At 57.8% G+C, this 18,020-nt stretch carries 15 protein-coding genes and 1 tRNA gene; 10 read left to right on the top strand and 6 right to left on the bottom strand.

Going from position 1 to position 18,020, the window contains the following annotated elements; translation table 11 throughout:
- Window positions 1-2 precede the first annotated feature (2 nt).
- From QSK43_RS05260 to QSK43_RS05250, 3 genes are all read left to right on the top strand, one after another.
- On the top strand, window positions 3-1,697 hold the full coding sequence (locus tag QSK43_RS05260; RefSeq protein WP_332302540.1) for an ABC transporter permease: 1,695 nt from the start codon (window positions 3-5) through the stop codon (window positions 1,695-1,697).
- A complete protein-coding gene (locus QSK43_RS05255; RefSeq protein ID WP_332302539.1) occupies window positions 1,685-2,713 on the top strand; it encodes an ABC transporter ATP-binding protein in 1,029 nt (342 codons plus the stop codon). The genes QSK43_RS05260 and QSK43_RS05255 overlap by 13 nt, the downstream gene beginning before the upstream one ends.
- Window positions 2,714-3,000: 287 nt before the next feature.
- A complete protein-coding gene (locus tag QSK43_RS05250) occupies window positions 3,001-4,110 on the top strand; it encodes an endonuclease/exonuclease/phosphatase family protein (RefSeq protein WP_045023819.1) in 1,110 nt (369 codons plus the stop codon).
- 18 nt (window positions 4,111-4,128) lie between these two features.
- On the opposite strand, the gene QSK43_RS05245 is transcribed toward QSK43_RS05250, so the two are convergent.
- Window positions 4,129-5,868: a GGDEF domain-containing protein gene (locus QSK43_RS05245; RefSeq protein WP_332302538.1), complete on the bottom strand. Its 1,740-nt coding sequence runs from the start codon at window positions 5,866-5,868 to the stop codon at window positions 4,129-4,131.
- 208 nt (window positions 5,869-6,076) lie between these two features.
- On the opposite strand from QSK43_RS05245, the gene QSK43_RS05240 reads away from it, so the two are divergent.
- The 4 genes from QSK43_RS05240 to QSK43_RS05225 all read left to right on the top strand — a co-directional run bounded on the left by QSK43_RS05240 (window position 6,077) and on the right by QSK43_RS05225 (window position 10,746).
- Window positions 6,077-6,152 (top strand) — tRNA-Thr (locus tag QSK43_RS05240).
- Between the two features lie 708 nt (window positions 6,153-6,860).
- Complete coding sequence (locus QSK43_RS05235; RefSeq protein WP_332302537.1) at window positions 6,861-8,120, top strand: hypothetical protein; 1,260 nt, start codon at window positions 6,861-6,863, stop codon at window positions 8,118-8,120.
- Between the two features lie 827 nt (window positions 8,121-8,947).
- Complete coding sequence (locus tag QSK43_RS05230; RefSeq protein ID WP_332302536.1) at window positions 8,948-10,201, top strand: hypothetical protein; 1,254 nt, start codon at window positions 8,948-8,950, stop codon at window positions 10,199-10,201.
- 281 nt (window positions 10,202-10,482) lie between these two features.
- Complete coding sequence (locus QSK43_RS05225; RefSeq protein WP_332302535.1) at window positions 10,483-10,746, top strand: hypothetical protein; 264 nt, start codon at window positions 10,483-10,485, stop codon at window positions 10,744-10,746.
- Between the two features lie 66 nt (window positions 10,747-10,812).
- Here the strand turns inward: QSK43_RS05225 and QSK43_RS05220 are convergent, their stop codons facing one another.
- The 3 genes from QSK43_RS05220 to QSK43_RS05210 all read right to left on the bottom strand — a co-directional run bounded on the left by QSK43_RS05220 (window position 10,813) and on the right by QSK43_RS05210 (window position 12,026).
- The gene (locus tag QSK43_RS05220; protein ID WP_332302534.1) at window positions 10,813-11,055 is read right to left on the bottom strand and encodes a hypothetical protein; all 243 of its coding nucleotides are present in this window, start codon (window positions 11,053-11,055) and stop codon (window positions 10,813-10,815) included.
- Between the two features lie 12 nt (window positions 11,056-11,067).
- A complete protein-coding gene (locus QSK43_RS05215) occupies window positions 11,068-11,295 on the bottom strand; it encodes a hypothetical protein (RefSeq protein ID WP_332302533.1) in 228 nt (75 codons plus the stop codon).
- A gap of 176 nt (window positions 11,296-11,471) precedes the next feature.
- Window positions 11,472-12,026: a hypothetical protein gene (locus QSK43_RS05210; protein WP_332302532.1), complete on the bottom strand. Its 555-nt coding sequence runs from the start codon at window positions 12,024-12,026 to the stop codon at window positions 11,472-11,474.
- Between the two features lie 488 nt (window positions 12,027-12,514).
- Here QSK43_RS05210 and QSK43_RS05205 point away from each other — a divergent pair, with 488 nt between their 5' ends.
- Genes QSK43_RS05205 through QSK43_RS05195 form a run of 3 tightly spaced genes read left to right on the top strand, consistent with a single transcriptional unit; the run spans window position 12,515 to window position 15,664 of the window.
- Window positions 12,515-13,804: a DNA methyltransferase gene (locus QSK43_RS05205; protein WP_332302531.1), complete on the top strand. Its 1,290-nt coding sequence runs from the start codon at window positions 12,515-12,517 to the stop codon at window positions 13,802-13,804.
- Window positions 13,805-13,815: 11 nt separating this feature from the next.
- Window positions 13,816-14,946 (top strand): DUF262 domain-containing protein, encoded by a 1,131-nt coding sequence (locus tag QSK43_RS05200; protein WP_332302530.1) that lies wholly within the window; start codon window positions 13,816-13,818, stop codon window positions 14,944-14,946.
- Complete coding sequence (locus tag QSK43_RS05195; protein WP_332302529.1) at window positions 14,930-15,664, top strand: MAE_28990/MAE_18760 family HEPN-like nuclease; 735 nt, start codon at window positions 14,930-14,932, stop codon at window positions 15,662-15,664. The genes QSK43_RS05200 and QSK43_RS05195 overlap by 17 nt, the downstream gene beginning before the upstream one ends.
- A gap of 13 nt (window positions 15,665-15,677) precedes the next feature.
- On the opposite strand, the gene QSK43_RS05190 is transcribed toward QSK43_RS05195, so the two are convergent.
- Together QSK43_RS05190 and QSK43_RS05185 are read right to left on the bottom strand one after the other, a co-directional pair.
- Window positions 15,678-17,222: a hypothetical protein gene (locus tag QSK43_RS05190; protein WP_332302528.1), complete on the bottom strand. Its 1,545-nt coding sequence runs from the start codon at window positions 17,220-17,222 to the stop codon at window positions 15,678-15,680.
- Window positions 17,223-17,544: 322 nt separating this feature from the next.
- Window positions 17,545-17,898, bottom strand: coding sequence for a nuclear transport factor 2 family protein (locus tag QSK43_RS05185; RefSeq protein WP_045023861.1), 354 nt, complete (start codon window positions 17,896-17,898; stop codon window positions 17,545-17,547).
- Window positions 17,899-18,020: the final 122 nt, after the last annotated feature.

Below are 18,020 nucleotides of genomic sequence, written 5' to 3'. Positions count from 1 at the left end.
GAATGTCCCGTTTAAGTGCCTATGGAAACAGCCAGCCGCGCTGGCTGTTTCCTTTTGTGGTGAGCGTCGTTTTTGCGCTCAGCGCCCTGCCGCTCGGTCGGCTCGCCTATACCGGCATCATGTCGTCACTCAATGGTGACATATGGCGTCTTCTCGCCGATCCGGCACTTTGGGACGCTGCGCTGAACACGCTGTCCACCTCGTTTTTCGGCATGCTGATTTCGCTTGGCATCGGCGGCGCCTTCGCGCTGGCGCTGACGCTCTGCGACATACGCGGCAAGTCGATCTTGAGTTTCTTGTTCATGCTGCCGATGATGATCCCGCCGCAGGTGACGGCGCTGTCGTGGATCGGCATGACCGGCCCGTCGAGCACGCTGTTGAAGGCCATCGGCCTTGCACCGCCGATGGGGTCGCCGCAGCCGCTTTATTCCATCGCGGGCATCGCGCTTTTGCTCGGCGTGCAGCACGCGCCGCTCGTCTATCTGTCGCTGCGCGCCGGTCTGCTCGCTTTGCCGCAGGACGGCATCGAGGCCGCCAAGCTTTCCGGTGCTTCGCCCCGCCGCGTGCTGTTCGACATCATCCTGCCGCTCTCCACGCCGGGGCTGATCGCGGGTGCGGCGATCTCCTTTGTGTCGAATGTCGGCAATTTCGGCATTCCGGCGATCCTCGGCATTCCCGCGTCGATCTTTACTCTGCCGACGTTGATCTACAGCCGTTTCGCCAGTTTCGGTGCGAGCACATTCGGCGATATCGCCATTCTCTCCACCATGATCGCCATCATTTCCGTCGCCGGGCTGGCGCTTCAGGAGCGGGCGATGAAGGGCAGGGATTATCGGATCATCGGTCTTTCCGGCAAGGCGGCGACCTTTGGGTTGTTGCGCTGGCGGCCATTGGCTGAGCTTGCTTTGTGGCTCGTGCTGTTCTTGATGCTGGTTGCACCGCTCGCCGCGCTGGTCGCAAGTTCGCTCGCTCCCGCCTATGGCGTGCCGCTCAGCATGAAGACCGCAACGCTGCACGCCTATGAGGAGTTGCTCTACCGGCAGAGCGTGACCCGCACGGCCTTTCGCAACTCGCTGTTCCTGGCAACAGTCACATCATTATGTCTCCTCGCGGTGACGGTGTTGACGGCCTACTTCCTGGTGCGCGGCAAAAGCCGTTTCATGTTCCTGCTGTCGGCGCTGGTGGATATCCCCTATGCGCTGCCGGGCGTGGTGATTTCCGTGTCCTACGTGCTGCTTTTCGCAGCCCCCATCCCGCTCATCGGCGTCACGCTTTACGGCACGATCTGGATCATATTGCTCGCCTATTTCTCCTCCTTCTTCGCCGTCAGCCTAAAGCCCATGGTCAGCGCCTTCCTGCAATTCGACCCTTCGCTGGAAGAGGCGGCGCGGCTGTCCGGCGCCGGTTTCTGGCGGCGGCTGAGAGATATCATCCTGCCGCTGGTCGGGCCTGCGGCGGGCGCCTCCGTCATTCTCGTTTTCCTGATCGCCTGCAATGAACTGACGGTATCGGCGCTCCTATGGTCCGCCGGCACGCAGACGCTTGGCGTGCTCATCTACAACCTCGATGACAGCGGCAGCTTCGATCTCGCCTCGGCACTTTCAGTGCTTGTTGTCATCATGGTGATTTTCCTCATGTTGCTGCTCGAAATTCTGGGGCGCTATCTGCCGAAAGGAGTGGTCCCTTGGCGAAACTGATCCTCAATCGTCTGACGAAAAGCTTTGGAGCCGGGTCGAAGCCCGCCGTGGACGATGTGTCGCTGACCGTACGCGAAGGCGGTTTCCTCGCCTTGCTCGGTCCTTCCGGCTGCGGCAAGACGACGGTGCTGCGCATGATCGCCGGTTTCGAACAGCCGACCGATGGTTCCATCCTGCTCGGCGAGCGGGTGTTGGCCGACGCTGCGAACATGGTGGCGCCGGAGCGGCGCAACATGGCGATGGTGTTCCAGTCCTATGCGCTGTGGCCGCATATGTCGGTCGCCGACAATGCCGGTTATCCTTTGAAAGTGCGCGGCATTTCGGGTGAGAAATATCGCGAGAAGGTTCACCACGCGCTGTCAGCTGTCCGTCTCGAAGGCTTTGCGGACCGCCGTCCCGCCGAATTGTCCGGCGGCCAGCGCCAGCGCGTGGCGCTGGCGCGCTGCCTTGTCACGGAACCCGATGTGGTGCTGCTCGACGAGCCGCTCGCCAATCTCGACCGGCATTTGCGGCAGGAAATGGAGGAGACGTTTCGCGAGTTCCACATCCGCTCCGGGGCGACGATGATCTATGTCACCCATGATCAGGCCGAAGCCATGGCGCTGGCGACTGACGTCGCCGTCATGTCGCAGGGCAAGCTGTTGCAGGTCGCGCCGCCGGCTGAGCTTTATGCGCGGCCGGAGGGCAGGCTGGTCGGCTCGCTGGTGGGGCAGGGGTCGATCCTTACTTTGCCCGCGCCCGAAGGCGCTTCGCGGGATCTCGATTGGGCAGCGTTGCGGGCGACCATGGAAGGCGGGAAGCACCTGCCGCAGGTGGATATTCTCGTGCGGCCGCAGGACGTGGTTCGGGATGCGGAAGGTATTGTCTGCACGGTCACTTCGGTTCTTTACGAGGGTGAGCGTTATGCCCTGCGTCTCGACCTGCCGGACGGGCAGGCGCTCCGGGCTTATTCCCGGGAAGCGGTCGCCATCGGAGACCGGCTGCCGGTGGCAATTCGTGCGGCGTGGCGACTTTAGGAATGGTGCGGGAGGCTCTACCTTTCTGTAATGTGCTGGTTTCTCTTCCATCATACCGGGCTTGATCCGGCATCCTGCCAGCCCAAGTCCTTGGGTTGAAAGAACTCTTCCCGCCGCGCCGACGCGCGTCGACTGGATACCGGCTCGAGGCCGGCATGACGGAAGAAAAGATTCTGCTGTGTGTGAGGTTGGCGGCATCATACTGTTCGCTCTTCTTCTGTCCAAACACTCCACTGGCGAAGCGGGTTTGGAATCGATAGTCTCGGCCTCCAGAACAGGAATGAAACATGTCGCTTCGGCTCGCCACCTTCAATATCGAAAATCTCCTCACCCGTTTTGATTTTACCGGTTTTCGCAACCAGACGCGGCGCGACAGGGCGATCCAGCTTTTCGACATTCGTGACGAGGCGACCTATCAGGCGCTGGAAAGCGCGCGCATGGTCTCTGCCACCGACGATACGCGACAGCTTTCCGCGCTGGCCATCGCGGATGCGGATGCGGATATTCTCTGCCTGCAGGAAGTCGACAACATGGCCGCCCTGCAGGCTTTCGAATATGGTTATCTCTATCGTATGGTCGGTAACGGCTACCTGCAAAAATATCTCGTCGAGGGCAATGACAGCCGCGGCATCGATGTCGCCGTCGTCATGCGCGAGCAGACCCGAGACGGTGACAGAATAGAGGTCGTCGATATCAAGAGCCATGCGGCGCTGACCTATCGCAATCTCGATCTCTTCAATCCCGCACTTGCGGCGACCAACCAGATCGACGACAAGATTTTCAAACGGGATTGCCTGGAAATCGATCTGAGGATCGGCGGCAAGCCGCTGACGCTTTACGTCACGCATTTCAAATCCATGACAAATTCCCGCGATGCGGTCGATGCCCGGCTCGCGACCATGCCGGTCCGCGAGGCGGAAACCATGGCCGTTCGGCGCATCATCGAAAACCGCTGGGGTGCCGGCAATACCCGCAACAAGAATTTCGCCATCTGCGGCGACATGAACGATTATCAGGAGCGCATCGCGATTTCCGGGGACCGGCGCAATGGCTACGCTTTCACGCCGATGGAGGAGGAGCGAAGCGCGCTCGATATCTTCACGGCCGACAATTTTGTGACCAATCCGATGTCGCGCCGCGACGTCATGGATCGCTGGACGCTCTATCATTCCCGTGGGCCGCAGGAGCAACACCTGTGCCAGCTCGACTATATCTGGCTTTCCCCGCATCTTGCGCAGATCAACGCGACAAGGGTTCCCGAAATCATCCGTGCCGGTCAGCCCTATCGAACGGTCTTCCCGCCGGGGCAGGAGGTGGAGCGTTATCCGCGCACCGGCTGGGACCGGCCCAAGGCTTCGGATCATTGCCCGGTCGTGATGACGCTGGATCTGATCTGACCTGTCGCTCCAGGCCGCCTATCCGTTGGCGACCTTCGGAAAATAGGTTGCCCAGACCCTGTTCCGGCCCGCGCGCTTGGCCTCGTAAAGCCGGTCGTCGGCGATCGCGATCAGCTCGTCCCAGCTGTTGATCGCGCGCGCTTCCTGCCAGACCACGCCGAAGCTTGCCGTCAGCGACAGCCCGCTTGGTTCATCGATGACGTTGGCTTCTATCAGGCGACGAAGGCGGTCTGCGGTGGCAGTCGCCGTGGCATGGCTGACATCCTGCAGCACGACGACGAACTCCTCGCCGCCGTACCGCGCCAGAATATCGTGTCTGCGCAATGCGTTTCTTAAAAGGCTCGCCGTTTTTTGAAGCGCGAGATCACCCATGGCATGGCCATAACGGTCGTTGATCGATTTGAAGTGGTCGATATCGACAATCATCACGCCGAGCGCCTGATATTGCTCCTCGCCGCTCAATATGGTGCGAACGGCTTTTTCCAGCGCGCGGCGGTTGAAGACGCCGGTGAGGGCATCGGTTTCGGAGAGAAGGCGCAATTGTTCGGCGAGTACGCGCTGCTGGTTCTCCATTTCCCCTTTCTGGCGAAGCTGTTCGCGCAGGAAATCCAGCTCCTGGAACATCTTCTCCACTTCGGGGGCAACCTTGTCCCGATACCGGGTTGCGGAAAGATCGCCTGCGGCGATTGCGGCGATCTGCATGCGGACGGACTGCATGGGCCGAAACAGCGCCGTTCTGTAGACCGATGCGAGCCGCAGCAATACCAGAACCGCGATGGCGGCGAGGAAGAGAGACGTGCCACCGTAAATCAGTGCCCGTTCCTTGTTCCTTTCGATCCTGGCTCCTGTTTCGGCAAGAATAAGGTCGCGCAGCGTTCCGGCTGACCGCATGCCGTAAATATAGTTCTCGGAAAATTCGCGGACGCCCGGGCGGGCGGAAGGCATCACCATCGCAATCGTATTCTGCGCGTAAGGAAGCGCCTGGCCGAAATAGAAGATTTCAAGATCGCGAAACGCCGCGTCTATGCGTGGCGTCGACAAATAAGCCGCAGTGTAGTTCGTCAGCGACGATTTCAGCAGCGCGAGGCTCTGCATCTCCGTGTCGAACTTTGCGCGGAAGCTCAGCTTGTCCTGATTATTCGCCCGAAGACCCATGACCACATAGGAGCCGAGCCGGCCGATCCTGTCCCGCATCACTCCGGCGGTGCCGGTCATGGCGATGTCGATCGCCACATCGGGCGTCACCTTGATGATTGCGCGTGCGGTTTTGCCACGAAGCAGATTGACGCTGTCCGCCGCCTTGAACATCGATAAAATCGCGTTGGACATCGCTGTGTAGTTGCGTGCGGATGCTGGAGTACCTGCAACCTGGTCCACCGCTTCGCGCGATTGCGCGAGCTTCCGGCGGGTATCGACAAGCGATTTTGCCAATTGCGGCTGATCCGCGATTTCTGCGGCGAAGGCGGTTTCGAGTTCCGACAGCTTGTCGTCCGTCGCCTTGCGCGCCGTGGTCAGCCCCTCGAGCAGCTTTGCATCGGGGGAAGACGCTCCCATCAAATTATTGGCAGGGCCACGCTCGGCCGATACCAGCCATGCGGACTGGAGAACGGTTTCGAAGCGGCTGAGTTGCTGCGCGTTGGTCCGGTAGCGCAAATAATTGGAGACGCTCGGCAATGCGGCAAGGGTCGCCAGCAAGATGGAACTCATCGCTATGACAATCGTACCGGTCAGCTGTATTTTCTGTATGCTTGCGCGCATTTGATGCGTTATTCCCGAGTGGAATGGTTATGAACTGTCGCCATTTTAGCTATGTCGCGTAAATACTTCGCTTATTTTGCCGGCCTTTCGCTGCAATCTTGCGATCCGAACCGCGTGGGCAGGTGTGGAAAAGAGATATCGCAGCGGTGCGCAGTCAATTTTTACTTTACACGAAGTGAGAATCTGATAGTTGGCAAGGCACTGGCTTGCCCTTGTAGCTCAGTTGGTAGAGCACCTGATTTGTAATCAGGGGGTCGCGGGTTCGAACCCTGCCGGGGGCACCACTTAGTTATTTGAAAACGCTGCATTATTCGGAAATGGGTAGTGCAGCGTTTTTGTTTCAGGGGCACCCTGGGGGCACCTGCCTTTTTTCCGCGGTTGTTAACAACTTATGTGACTCCTTAGACTGTTGCCTCGCGTCAGTCATTACGGGTCCTTAACATTGTATCGGCGCTTGACGGGGGCGCTGTCAGCGTGGACCATGAAAAAAGCCGCCCTCACAGGGCTGGAACCCTCAGGCGGCTTTAGGAAAGTATTCTTATGATGCCTTTTGGCTATGCAGCAGTAAAGACCCCTTTGGCAGATAGTTGACCGCCAGGCTGGGATATACCCCAGCCTCTACGTCGGACTTCTGCAACCTGCCGCGTCAACAAATTTGGCCGAAAACAAAGGCACCGGCCCTCAGGCTTTTCGATAAGTCCTCCGACCTCCAAATTGATCCCTATGGCGATGCCGAGACCCGTATCCGCACGGTCGTCTCGGAGCCGCTGGATGCCACCACGGCGGGTGGCAAAGCCCCCGCCCTCGGAAGTGGAGGAGCTACGGTTCCGCACCGCGGGAACGGGGCTTCTACACTTCCCTTCCAAGACATCAGGGTACATACCCCATTAGGGTCATCGACCGTCAAACGGTGGAGTCTTCTATCCCGTATCCAACGCCTATGTCGTCCCGTCGAAGAGGGCAAGCGCGGTCCCGCTGTCGTCGGCTGCGGAATGCCTGGACATGATGCCTCCAACGTCAATATTCATCTTCGCACTGCGGAGACGGGAGAAATTCGCGCTGGTGTGTCCGGCATCTATCGGTGCGGCTCCCCATGGCTCTGTCCCGTCTGCGCGGTTGGCAAGGCTCATGAACGGGCCGAGCGTGTCCAGATCGCGGCAGATGCTACTTTCGCCAGAGGCGGCGCGGCCGCGCTCGTCGTTCTCACTGCATCGCATTCGCGGGATACGACTCTGGCGCAAATCAAGACCCTCGTTCAAGGCGCGTCCAGCGCTGCGCGCAAAGGACGCGCGTGGGTCGCGGCAAGTCGTGACTTCGGCATTCTCGGTGTCGTAGTAGGTCAAGAGGTAACCTACAGCGTCAAGAATGGGTGGCATTACCACCAGCACCTTTCCGTCATGGTTGACGGCCCCAGGGATGGTGAGACCTCGGGCGACGTTCGTGACCGCGCGAAGGCTGCGGGAAGCTGGATCGCGAACGCCTACACCGCCAAAGTCCGCGCTGCGGGTGGCAAGGTGTCCGATCGCCACGGATGGCATGTCCGGGTGGCGATCGATGCCAAAGATGCCAGCAACTACACGGCCAAGGGCTCGATGGCGTGGGAAATCGCCGGCGGACATAAGGACGTGACCAAAGCCGACACGTCCATGACTCCATGGGACATCGCGGTTGCCGCTTCGGGTGGCGAAACGGCCATGTTCGCCCTTTGGCGGGAATATGTCGAGACTATGCCTGGTACGCGCTCCTGCGTCATTTCGGCAGCGCTGGCGAAGGAACTCGGAATCAATGTTACCACCGAGACCGAGGACGGCGAGCAGGTGCTCCACGATAACGACGAGGTCGTCGGCCGTGTCGATGCCCCCGTATGGAAAAAATGGATGCGCCACGGTCTGGCGGCAACCTTCCTTAGCCGTGTCGAGCATGGCGGTGAAGAGGGCTTTTCGGCCGCAGTGGACCAGACCGAAATCGACGCGGAGCCCCTTGAGGCGGAGTATCAGCGCCTGCGGGCCGCTCGTGCTGCCGCATGGCGATTGGAGCATGAGCGGAAGGCCGCGGCGCTCCAGCAGGAACAAGCTGCGAGGCGGGCTAAGACGGCGACCGAGTTCGCCAAGGCATACGCGCTTGATCGGCTGCGGTGCCGAAGCGAAGCCCATGGCACGCGGGATCGCATCGCCGCGGTCATCGATCAGGCGGCGGCGGCGTTCCCGGGCTCGCGCCGCTTGACGTTCGCCGAATTGTACAAGGCGGCATAGGCCCCAGCGGGTCCGTCTGAAAGACCCCTCGGAGAGCAGACGTTTCGACCAACGGGAGAAACATTAGTCTGTCTCTAATTCTTGCTTTCGCTTCCGCCGGCACACACCATTCTTGTTGGAAACAGGGAGGTACCGCATGGGGGATCGGGAATTTACAGACGGTGAGTTGGAGCTGGTTATCAGCGCTCTGACAGAGGCGATGTCGGCTCTGAGTGGGGGTGTTTCGAGGCGGCGCGAGTTTCGTGCCGGGGCTGGAACCCCGTTCGAATTCGACGATATCGAGTTCGGGTCTACGTCTGAGACGTTGCTCGGGTTTCGCAACAATGATCCGCGCGTTGTCGAGCAGTTGGCTCACGGTCAGCGGATGCTCGATCGGCTCCTACGGGAGCGCGATCGGCGGCGAGCGGTGACGCTTCAACGGGTGTGCGAGTGGGCCGAATTCGGCCTTCCTGTGTCCGAGGGGTGGGGTGCAGCGTGACAGTCAAGAGAGCCATTCTCGTTGCCGCCATGGTTGCATCAATCGCCGCACCTGCCTCGGCGGACACGTTCAGGTTTTCCGCCGAACGCGTGAGCCTCGGGGTTGACCAGGTTGACATCGCTTTTGGAGTGAACCTGTCTCCCGATTGCCGTGGGCGCTGGTCGTTGAGCTATCCTCCGGGCTTCAGCTACCGCCGCGGAGGCCCAGACGGCGGCAATCTTTTCGGAAACCCGGGGCGCGGGACCTATGACATCGCCCTAGAGTTGCAGGCCTGCCCTATAGACTCCAGTTACGTCGAGCCCGCTCACACCATCTGGCATCGGGTCGTTGTTTACTGAGGTGACTGCAGGTGGCGCATCAGTTCGTTCATATGGAAAATTTTTCGAGGAAGGGGGATCGCAAGGGACGCTCCACCAGCTTCGTTTTCGGGGAGGCTACACGTCGCCCGGATGCGTCGTTGCATGTCCGCGACCCCCTGCCTCCTGTCGTCGTCGACGGCCTGCCCCTGGATGAGGTCGAGCGGTTGCACGATCATATGGCCGCGGCGGCTCGGACCACTCCGAAGGGCGGCAAGGAAAAGGCAATTCGCCAGGACCAGCACACGCTTGTCACCGTCGTCATGTCCCACCCGTACACGGTCCAGGAAGTGAAAGCCGACCCTGCGAAACAGAGGGAAGTCGCGGAATGGGAACGCCGCAACCTCGCTTGGCTGAAAGACGAGTTCGGGGCTGCGCTCGTCTCGGTTATCCGTCATGAAGACGAGGCGCATTGCCATCTGCACGGATATGCCCTGCCGCCTGATCGGGCGATGAAGGCCTCTCTCCTGCATCCCGGGCAGGTCGCCAAGGCTGCGGTGCTCGCCAGTCCTCAACCCGACGAGGATCAAAAGTCAGTCATAAAACGATCTGACCATGCGTACAAAACAGCGATGCGAGAGTGGCAAGACGGATATCACCAAGCTGTCGCGGTGCCCTGTGGCCTGACCAGGCTAGGACCTGCAAAGCGTCGTTTGACGAGGGCGGAATGGCAGGCCGAAAAGGTTCAAGCGAAGGCCCTGCAGGCGACGTTGGAACGGGCGAAAACCGTCCAGGCGAAGGGGCAGGATTTCGTCCAGGCGGCAAAGGCGATGGCCTCGGCCGAGACCGCTAAAGCCGCCCAGGCAAAGGCCTCCGCCGATCGTGCTGCCGAGCAGGCCCGCCGCGAGCGAGAGAAGGCCGAAAAAGCGTCTGCGGAGGCCGTCAGAGCACGTCAAGCGGCGGAAATGGCCCAGCGGTCAGCCGAGCGCCTGAAAGGCTTCAGCGGCCGCGTGCGCTCGTTTTTTGACGGCCTGCGGATTTCGAAAGTCCGCGACACCATCGCCGCCGAGTTCCGCGAGAAGGTCGACCAAGCGCAACGGCTCCTGGACCAAGCTCGCGGCGATGTCCGAACGGAGCGAGAGCGCCGCCGCGAAGCCGAAAAGAAGGCCGATGCGTCGGCAGCGTCGTTGCGCGAGCTCGCCGCGCAGCGCAACGATGCTTGGAAAGAGGTTCAGCAACTGACCGCGGAGCTTGCCCAGTACAGGCCGCAAAATAACGAGTTAACGAGGGGGTACAGACCAAAATGAAGAAGACGCGAAAACGGGAGAGGTCGCGCCGACACTGCGGCCACAAGGTCATGATGAGGGTGCATCGTGCGCGGCGGGCGCATCGCGAGCTATCGGCGCAAGGGGCGGTGGTCCAGCTTTTTGCGATCTTCGCCGCTCTGGTCGGGTCAATGCCGCTTGTGCCGTCTCCGCCTCGGCGGACGGTATCACCTGCTGCACCGCCAGCACCGCCGCCGAGACCTCAAATGGTGCGCAGCCTTTCTGTCGATGAAGCTATGCGCCATCTTCGGAGCGCTCGTCAGATGACACCAAGGGTTAAGGCGGCGCTCGATGTCCTGAAACGTGCCGCACCCTCGGCCTCGGTCTCGGCGTGGGTGGATGATAGGGCACACTGGCTCGAATGGTCGGACCTGACGCGTTGCCTTGTCGTCGGTGACGAAGACGCTACGGGGGCCAGACTTCAACGCGCTGCGGACGAGTGGCGTGAAGCTATGGAGCCGAAACCGAAGAAGAGCAGGAAACCGAAAAGGGGCCAGAAAGTCGAGGAATCAACCTTCAAGCCCTGATCGTCAACATTCTGCGCGTCTAGGAATCCCGTAGAGTGCGGTTGGGGGCCTCGGGTATATCTCGGGTCATCCGTAAACTCGCAAATCTCGCTCTGTCCAATTTTCGGTGGCCTGCTCGGCTTGGGCCTGAGCGGCACCAAGATCGTCGGCGATGCCGTTGGCGACGACACGTCCACGTTGACGAACGAACCAAGCCGCCTCTCCGTCCATGTCGGGGAGTTCGCCAGCGTACAGTGCGTAGTCTCCGATCTCGCAAGTAGTGCTGAGTTCGTGCGTCATGTTCCAGGGGAATTTGTCGTCGTTGTGCATGTGTCGTCTCCGTTACAGTCGGTCGAAAGCCCGCAGGCCGTCGCGTTGCAGTTCGATTTTCAATGTGAGTGCCGCCCCGGGCAGGCGTGATCGCCGGAGGAGTTGCTTGCTGCCGTCGTCAGTCAATTTATAGACTGATGCCAGATAGAAAAGTGACTGACCATCAGGTGCCGCGCTGGTGGCTTCTTCGATGAGAACTGTAAACGTCAGCGCCCGTATTCTTGTCGTTGTCACTATCATGCGAAGCCCCATAAATATCTGATTTCATGAGGTTATGTTTACAATTTTTGCCGGAGAGAGCCCAGGCGAACCTGCGGCTAGGACGCGGGCTTTCCTAACGAAAACGTTAAAATTTTAGGCGTTCAGTGGTCCACTTCTGAACCCACGGCATCGATTTCACAGGTTGCGGTAGCTTCTCACGGTGTAAGTCGGTTGGCGACTATGCCGTTGACCTTGTCTTTCACCTGCTCGAAATCGAAACCAGAAACGGTCAGGTCGTGAATGACCTTCGAACGTATATAAGCGATGATGGATTGAGCTTTTTCATCACCGACATGCTCGATGAATTTGGGGTCTTCGACGGCTGAAAGATAGGCGTTTGCCACATCGCGAGCCTCAGGACGACGAAGCTTCTTAGACTTTTCACGAGACTTGGCGGTGTATTCGACCTGCCTTGCTCTGCGGTTCTGCTGCTGGTCCTGCCTGCCAACCTCGTCAGACGATCCGATAGCAGTATCGGCGGAAACCGAGTCAAGATCGCGAAGATTGCAGACGTTGATATAAGCCATGTCTTCAAGCTGCTGAGCATTGCGGCAATCGTCAGCAACGAAGTCTAAGAGAAAGCGAGTTTCGCCGACGTGATCGCCTTCTTCTCGGCGTTCGACGCGATAAATGCTCTCACCTGGTACGCGAGCGCCGACGCGGTAAAAGAAGCATTCCCAACCGAAAACTTGAAAATCAACTTGCCGCATGTCTGTATTCCTATCGCGCTTGATTTCAACAGCATCTTACGCCGTAAGACCGCCGTCAATAATTATATGCTGTGACATTTTTGGTTTTAGCGAAGTAAGCAGCCTGATTTTAATGTGATGTCGGCAGGCACTGGGGTTGACGGCAGGGCGGGCCGCCATGCTCGGAGAAGGCATGCCCCTCAAGGGGGATGCCGCAGGCCGCAGGCCGTTTCGAGCGGCCCGACTGGCCGTCACCGAGGCGCGGGGCCCCTTGACTATGCGGGGGGGGTGGTCGCGAAGCGATCGAGCAGGGACCAGTGGCCCTGCTCGAAACGCCGAAGCATCGTCATGGGGTAAGCCGAGGGGAACCCCTGCGCCGAGGGTATGTGTTCAAGACATCGAAGAGAATAGATATCTATTGAATTAGCTGACACTCATTCGACAGAATCTAATTCCCCGGATACAACCGCTTCGGGTTGGTCGGGATGTGAAGTGGAAAGTATTGTAACGTGCAGGGCCTGACGATTTTATCACCTAAGCGAGATCGGCGCGTTCAGAAGGGGTGGGAAGCGTTTTTCCCGTATTACGCTGGCTACCCCGAGATTTTTGTCGACGGTATTCTACGGTCAGCCGGCCTTAATCCAGGCTCGGTGGTACTCGACCCTTGGAACGGTAGCGGTACCACCACGTCCATAGCAGCGAGGCATGGCTTCCGATCTATCGGATATGACCTTAACCCTGTCATGGTGGTTATAGCCCGCGCCAGGTTGCTGCCAGCTTCTGAAGCCGATGCGTTGGAACCCATCCTCCAACAGATATTGGATGGAGTACGCCGAGACCGAAAAGTTTCGACAGATGACCCATTGGCGAACTGGTTCCACCAAGAGACTGTGGCCGATCTGCGTAGTCTTGAACGTTCGATCCGGAAACGTCTGGTAGGAAAACTGACGCTCGGCCCGTCCGGGGTTAATCTTGGATACCTGTCGTCGATCGCCGCGGCGTTCTATGTTGCGCTGTTCGCTGTGAGCAGGAGCATGCTCTCCAGCTTTCAGTCGACCAACCCGACATGGGTTCGCGTCGCGAAGACAGACCAAGATAAATTGCTAATCAAGCGGAGGGTGATCTACGATCAATTTAAGAAATACATGTACGGAATGATCGATGAGCTTTCGCGATCATCAAACGGTAATGCGAGAGATTTGGCAGCCACTGAAATCGCAATTGCGGACAGCCGACAGTGCAAGGCGGGAACTGGGGTTGTCGATCTCGTCTTAACCTCGCCGCCTTACTGCACACGTATCGACTACACCGCGGCGACACGAGTTGAGTTGGCGATATTGGGGCCATTCTGTTCAGTGAACGGTAGTGACCTCTCTCGCGACATGGTTGGATCGATCCGCGTTCCACAGGCTGACATTGAAGTTGACGAGAAGTGGGGTGAGACATGCTGCCACTTCCTTCGCGACGTTAAAGATCACCCATCGAAAGCGTCAAGCGGATACTACCTCAAGACTCATCTCGACTACTTCAACAAGATGGCCACCAGCATGCGCGCGATAAGAGAAGCATTGAAAGAAAAGGGGCAGGCGATTTTGGTTGTTCAAGATTCCTTTTACAAGGAGCTTCATAACGATCTACCGACCATTTTATCGGAAATGGGATCGTCCTTCGATCTAAAGTTGCGTCGGAGGGAAGACTTCAATGTGCGCCGTTCAATGTCGGGACTAAATCCAAGTTCAAGGAATTACAGTCGGAAGTCGGGAGCTGTAGAGTCCGTACTTTGTTTTGAAGCTGTTTAAGGTTGAAGCGAATGACTAAAAACATTGATATTGTTAACGAGGTTAGCTCCGCTCTTCGTCAAGCCCATACGCAATCGCTTGATATCTCGTTTAACGAGTTGCTTGACATGCATGAGAGCGGCGAACTGAACATTGCGCCAGATTACCAACGGCTATTTCGCTGGTCTGAGGGGCAAAGGTCCCGACTGATCGAGTCTTTGCTTCTTGAAATGCCGATACCACCAATTTTCGTAATCGAGGATGAAGAAAACCACTATCAGCTTATAGATGGTCTTCAGCGTATCTCATCATACCTACACCTGAGAGGTCAGCTTGACGCGCCACATTTGGACCCTCCCGTTACGCCAGGGCAGTTCTTGGAGCTCGCAGACTGCGATATCGTTACTGCACTTAATGGCCTAACTTGGAATGATCTGCCGTCATCTCTTCAGATACGACTGAAACGCTCGTTCATTCGAGTCGAGGTCGTTCGCAAAGAGTCTGACCCTCGCTTCAAGTATCATATGTTCAAGAGACTTAACACAGGTGGCGAACGCCTTTCCGACCAGCAAATTAGGAATGCGACGGTTCGAATGCTTGGCAACGAAATGCCTGACTTCCTGTCGGAATTAAGCGCACTGAGCGCGTTCCAGGTGTGTGTCGGCAATCTGACCCAAGGTCGTATTCTATCTGGTGTAAACGACGAACTCGTGCTCAGGTTCTTCGCGCTGAAAAATAGCCGGCAGAACTTCAAACATGAAGTCGGAGACTTCCTTACAGAATACATGGAGGGAGTAGCGAATAAAGAAATCCCGTTTGACTACGCTTCGGAAAAAGCTCTCTTCGAAAAGACGTTCGCGGTACTCGAGGCTTCTATTGGTGAATTCGCTTTCTCGTTCCTGAATAAGAGAACGGGCAAGTTGACGAATGCGTTCGGCATATATCACTACGAAGCGGTAACTATGGGCCTCCAGGCGGTTATTAATGAATTGGACGCGGCAGACCCCGCACAGATGGCGCGGGTGAGCGACGTTCTCACGGCAATCAAAACCGACCCAGGGTTTGTTGAGATCACAACAGGTGGCGGTAAGAACTCCCCTGGCCCCCTTAATGCCAGAATCAACCTCGTAGAAAAGGCGCTTGTTGATGCCTTCGGCCCTTGATGTCCACGCTGAGCTAGAGGCTGATCGGGCAAGCAGAGAAGCCGAAATCCGACTGATCGAGCAGATGCATGACAGCTCGGACAATGAAGATGATCAGGTCCGACTTAGGCGAATTATCGTGATGCTGACCTATGCCCATTTGGAGGGCTTCTGTCGCTTCGCGCTAACAGCTTATGCGAGTACCATAAATGGTATGGGCCTGACCTGCTCAACAGCATCACCTGCAATTGCGGCGGCGGGACTCAGTAATGTCTTCGGCGCATTGAGAGATTCTCAGCGGAAGCATGACGTATTTCGTAAGGCTTTACCTAACGACACTGCTCTTCACCTGAGCGCTCGTGAACAACAGTTCGTTGTCGACTACGAGACAATTTCCAAAATCAACGTGCAAATCCCCGACAAGCTTATCGATATGAAATCCAACGTAGATACCGACATCTTGAAGAAGCTGCTGTTCCAGTTGGGCCTCGATTTTGAGAGCGTCGAAACACATAGGTCGGTCCTGAATCGGCTACTTGGGACGCGCAATGCGATCGCTCATGGTGACCGCCTGAAGGAACCCAAAAAGGAGCAAGTCGCAGAATATCTCGTTGCCGCTCGGAGTATTATGGCTTTCATTCAGGATGAAGTTTTCAATGCCCTGAAGAACGACACTTTTCTTAAACCGAAGAGCATGCCCCCCGAGCCCCAAGGGGATGGAGCACAGCCCCTTCATTAAGGGGGCTGGGCAACTAGCCCTGGAGTTTGTTTCGATGGTCGGCGCTCTCCATCAATTGTGCCCATTCCTCTGCGGTGTAGTCGGTGTAGGGTTCGTCCAAATCGAACCACCGATCATCGGGGCGTTTCTCCTCGCCATGTGCGCCCAAGATCATATCCTGCCATAGGAGCAGGATGCGGAATGAAAACACCGTCTCGGGGTCCAAGTCATAGTGCTTTTCGATGACGGAGATTTTGCCCGCACCCTTGTGGGTCACTCGTTCGATAAGCCCGAGAATGTCATCGTATCCAAGCCCAAGCCTTTTGCCCTTGTGACGGAGATGCGTCACAAATGCCCGACGTAAGTCATGGCTTGCGAAGGTCGTCCCTTCGAGTGGTCCGCCTTTTTTTCTTGCGGCTTGGAATATGTCGTTCACCAGGTGATTGGAGATATGCCCGTTCGCAGGGATATGCGCGTACCTCTTCTTGATCTGGGGGAAAAGGAAGTGGTTCGGACCTTTCGACGGGTCCCGCTTCTGGAAGTGGAGCAGGGCGGTATGGGCCGCCCAAGATGCGAAGTATGGCAACGGCAGCGGCCGCCACAGTCTCATCTTGTCGGGTCCAAGATACCAGATATACCGCGAGCTCCCTCCATAACTCCGCACGACCTGCGTGTGGAACGTCGACGTGACGGTTTCGATGCGCTGGCCCGTGAGCGCCTGCAGGGTTAGCGCCAGTTCGGCCTCTTTCGGGAACCCCTGCTGCGGCATCCAGAATAGAAGATCATATATCTGTTTGAGGGACATATACGGGCGTTCGAAAATCGCCGCGGCGTCTACGATGTCCCGCTTTTTCATGTCGGGCCGCTCGATTGACGGAAGACCGACCATCGGGTTGACTTTTAGCCCAGTCTTGCGCGTCGGGTTCATCGCGAACCTGAACGCCGCCCGTAGGCCGTTCTCCGTCTGTTGTGCGGCACGGAAGTGTCCACCGGGTACGCCGCTGGTCATGCCAGCTCGCTCGATAATGCTCTGGCGGATCGTCAGGATATCCAGTTGCGTGATGTTCGCGATTGCCTTGCCTTTGAGATGCTTGAAATCGTTCGCCAGCTTGCTGTTCTTCGCCGCCCCAAGGGCGCTGTGATAGGTCGAATGGGTTGCATCGCTACGATGCTCGGCCGCCCATCGAAGATACTCGGTTCGGAGCACTTCCCACGTCCATGCGCCGTCGATCTTAACAGCGGCCGTGTTCTCAGCGCTCTCAAGCGACGGAGCATGAGTGGGCTGGGTCAGCAGCGCCGTCAGCATCGTCCTGATCTGATTGTTAACGAGCCCAGTCGACCAACTGGCTTTCACCTTCGTCGCCACCTCTCGAAGCAGCGGAACCTGATCGTGGCGGAAGGCATCGAGAGGCCCGATCGTGATCTTGTTGTGCTTCGTCAGCACCCACCAGGAAGCCTTGCCGTTCTTGATGCGGATGGCGAGGCCGGCGACCTGACTGTCTCGGTATTCCGCGACCTTACGATCTGCCGCGGCCTTGCGGGCATCCTCAATCACCTTGTTGTCGATAAAGACGGGCACCTAGACCTCCTGATTTGTCGGGGGCACTTGAACTGATTGGGGGCACCATAGGGGCACCGTCATTCTGTTCAAGTCTGATACAGTGGGGTCTCGGTATTCACGCGGGCAAGGTTAAGAAATCAGGAAAAGTTAACTTATTTGTTGAATTACAATGGGATATCCGCATATCTAGGTTAGCGATGTGTTGCCGCCATCAGTCGTATTTGATCTTTCCCAGAATTTGTAATCAGGGGGTCACGAGTTCGAACCTTGTCGGGGGCACCAGTATTTTCAATGGCTTGGCCATTCCCCATCCGTATTTTATTGCTGCTTCGGGCGATGCCTAGGGCTTGATGTGGTACAACTTGTGCACGATCGCCCAGTTGCCTTCATGTTCCAGCAAGGACAGATATTCGTAAAAATCCATTCCGTCGAAACGGGTCGTCAGCTTCACTGAGGCGCTGTCGCCTTCCTTGTCGATGCCCAGGATTTCGAAGGTGGGGTCGTGGTCTGGGAGGCCACGTTCGCTTTTGCGCATCTGGCCGACGAAATCCTCCAGCGACAGCCATTCGGTCTCGCCCTCGAAGGTGCCGACGATGCTGGCGCGCGGATCGAAAACGTCACGCATCAGGCCCTCATCCGCATAGGCCATCGCATGCACATAGTCCGTGACGGTCTGGGTAATAGTTTTCGGCATCGGATCGTCCCTCCCTTCAGATCCAAAAGCTGAGCTTACACCCGTTGGCGCGGTTCCACCATAACCCCCTGAAAAGGTGCCAGTTACGTTCTTGGCTAGGCTGTTTTGCGACGGCTTCAGGG

Source organism: Rhizobium sp. GR12 (genome assembly GCF_036596185.1).
Taxonomy (GTDB): Bacteria; Pseudomonadota; Alphaproteobacteria; order Rhizobiales; family Rhizobiaceae; genus Agrobacterium; species Agrobacterium nepotum.
Note: the sequence above shows the minus strand (reverse complement) of the source record. Positions and strands in the feature narration are given on the sequence as shown.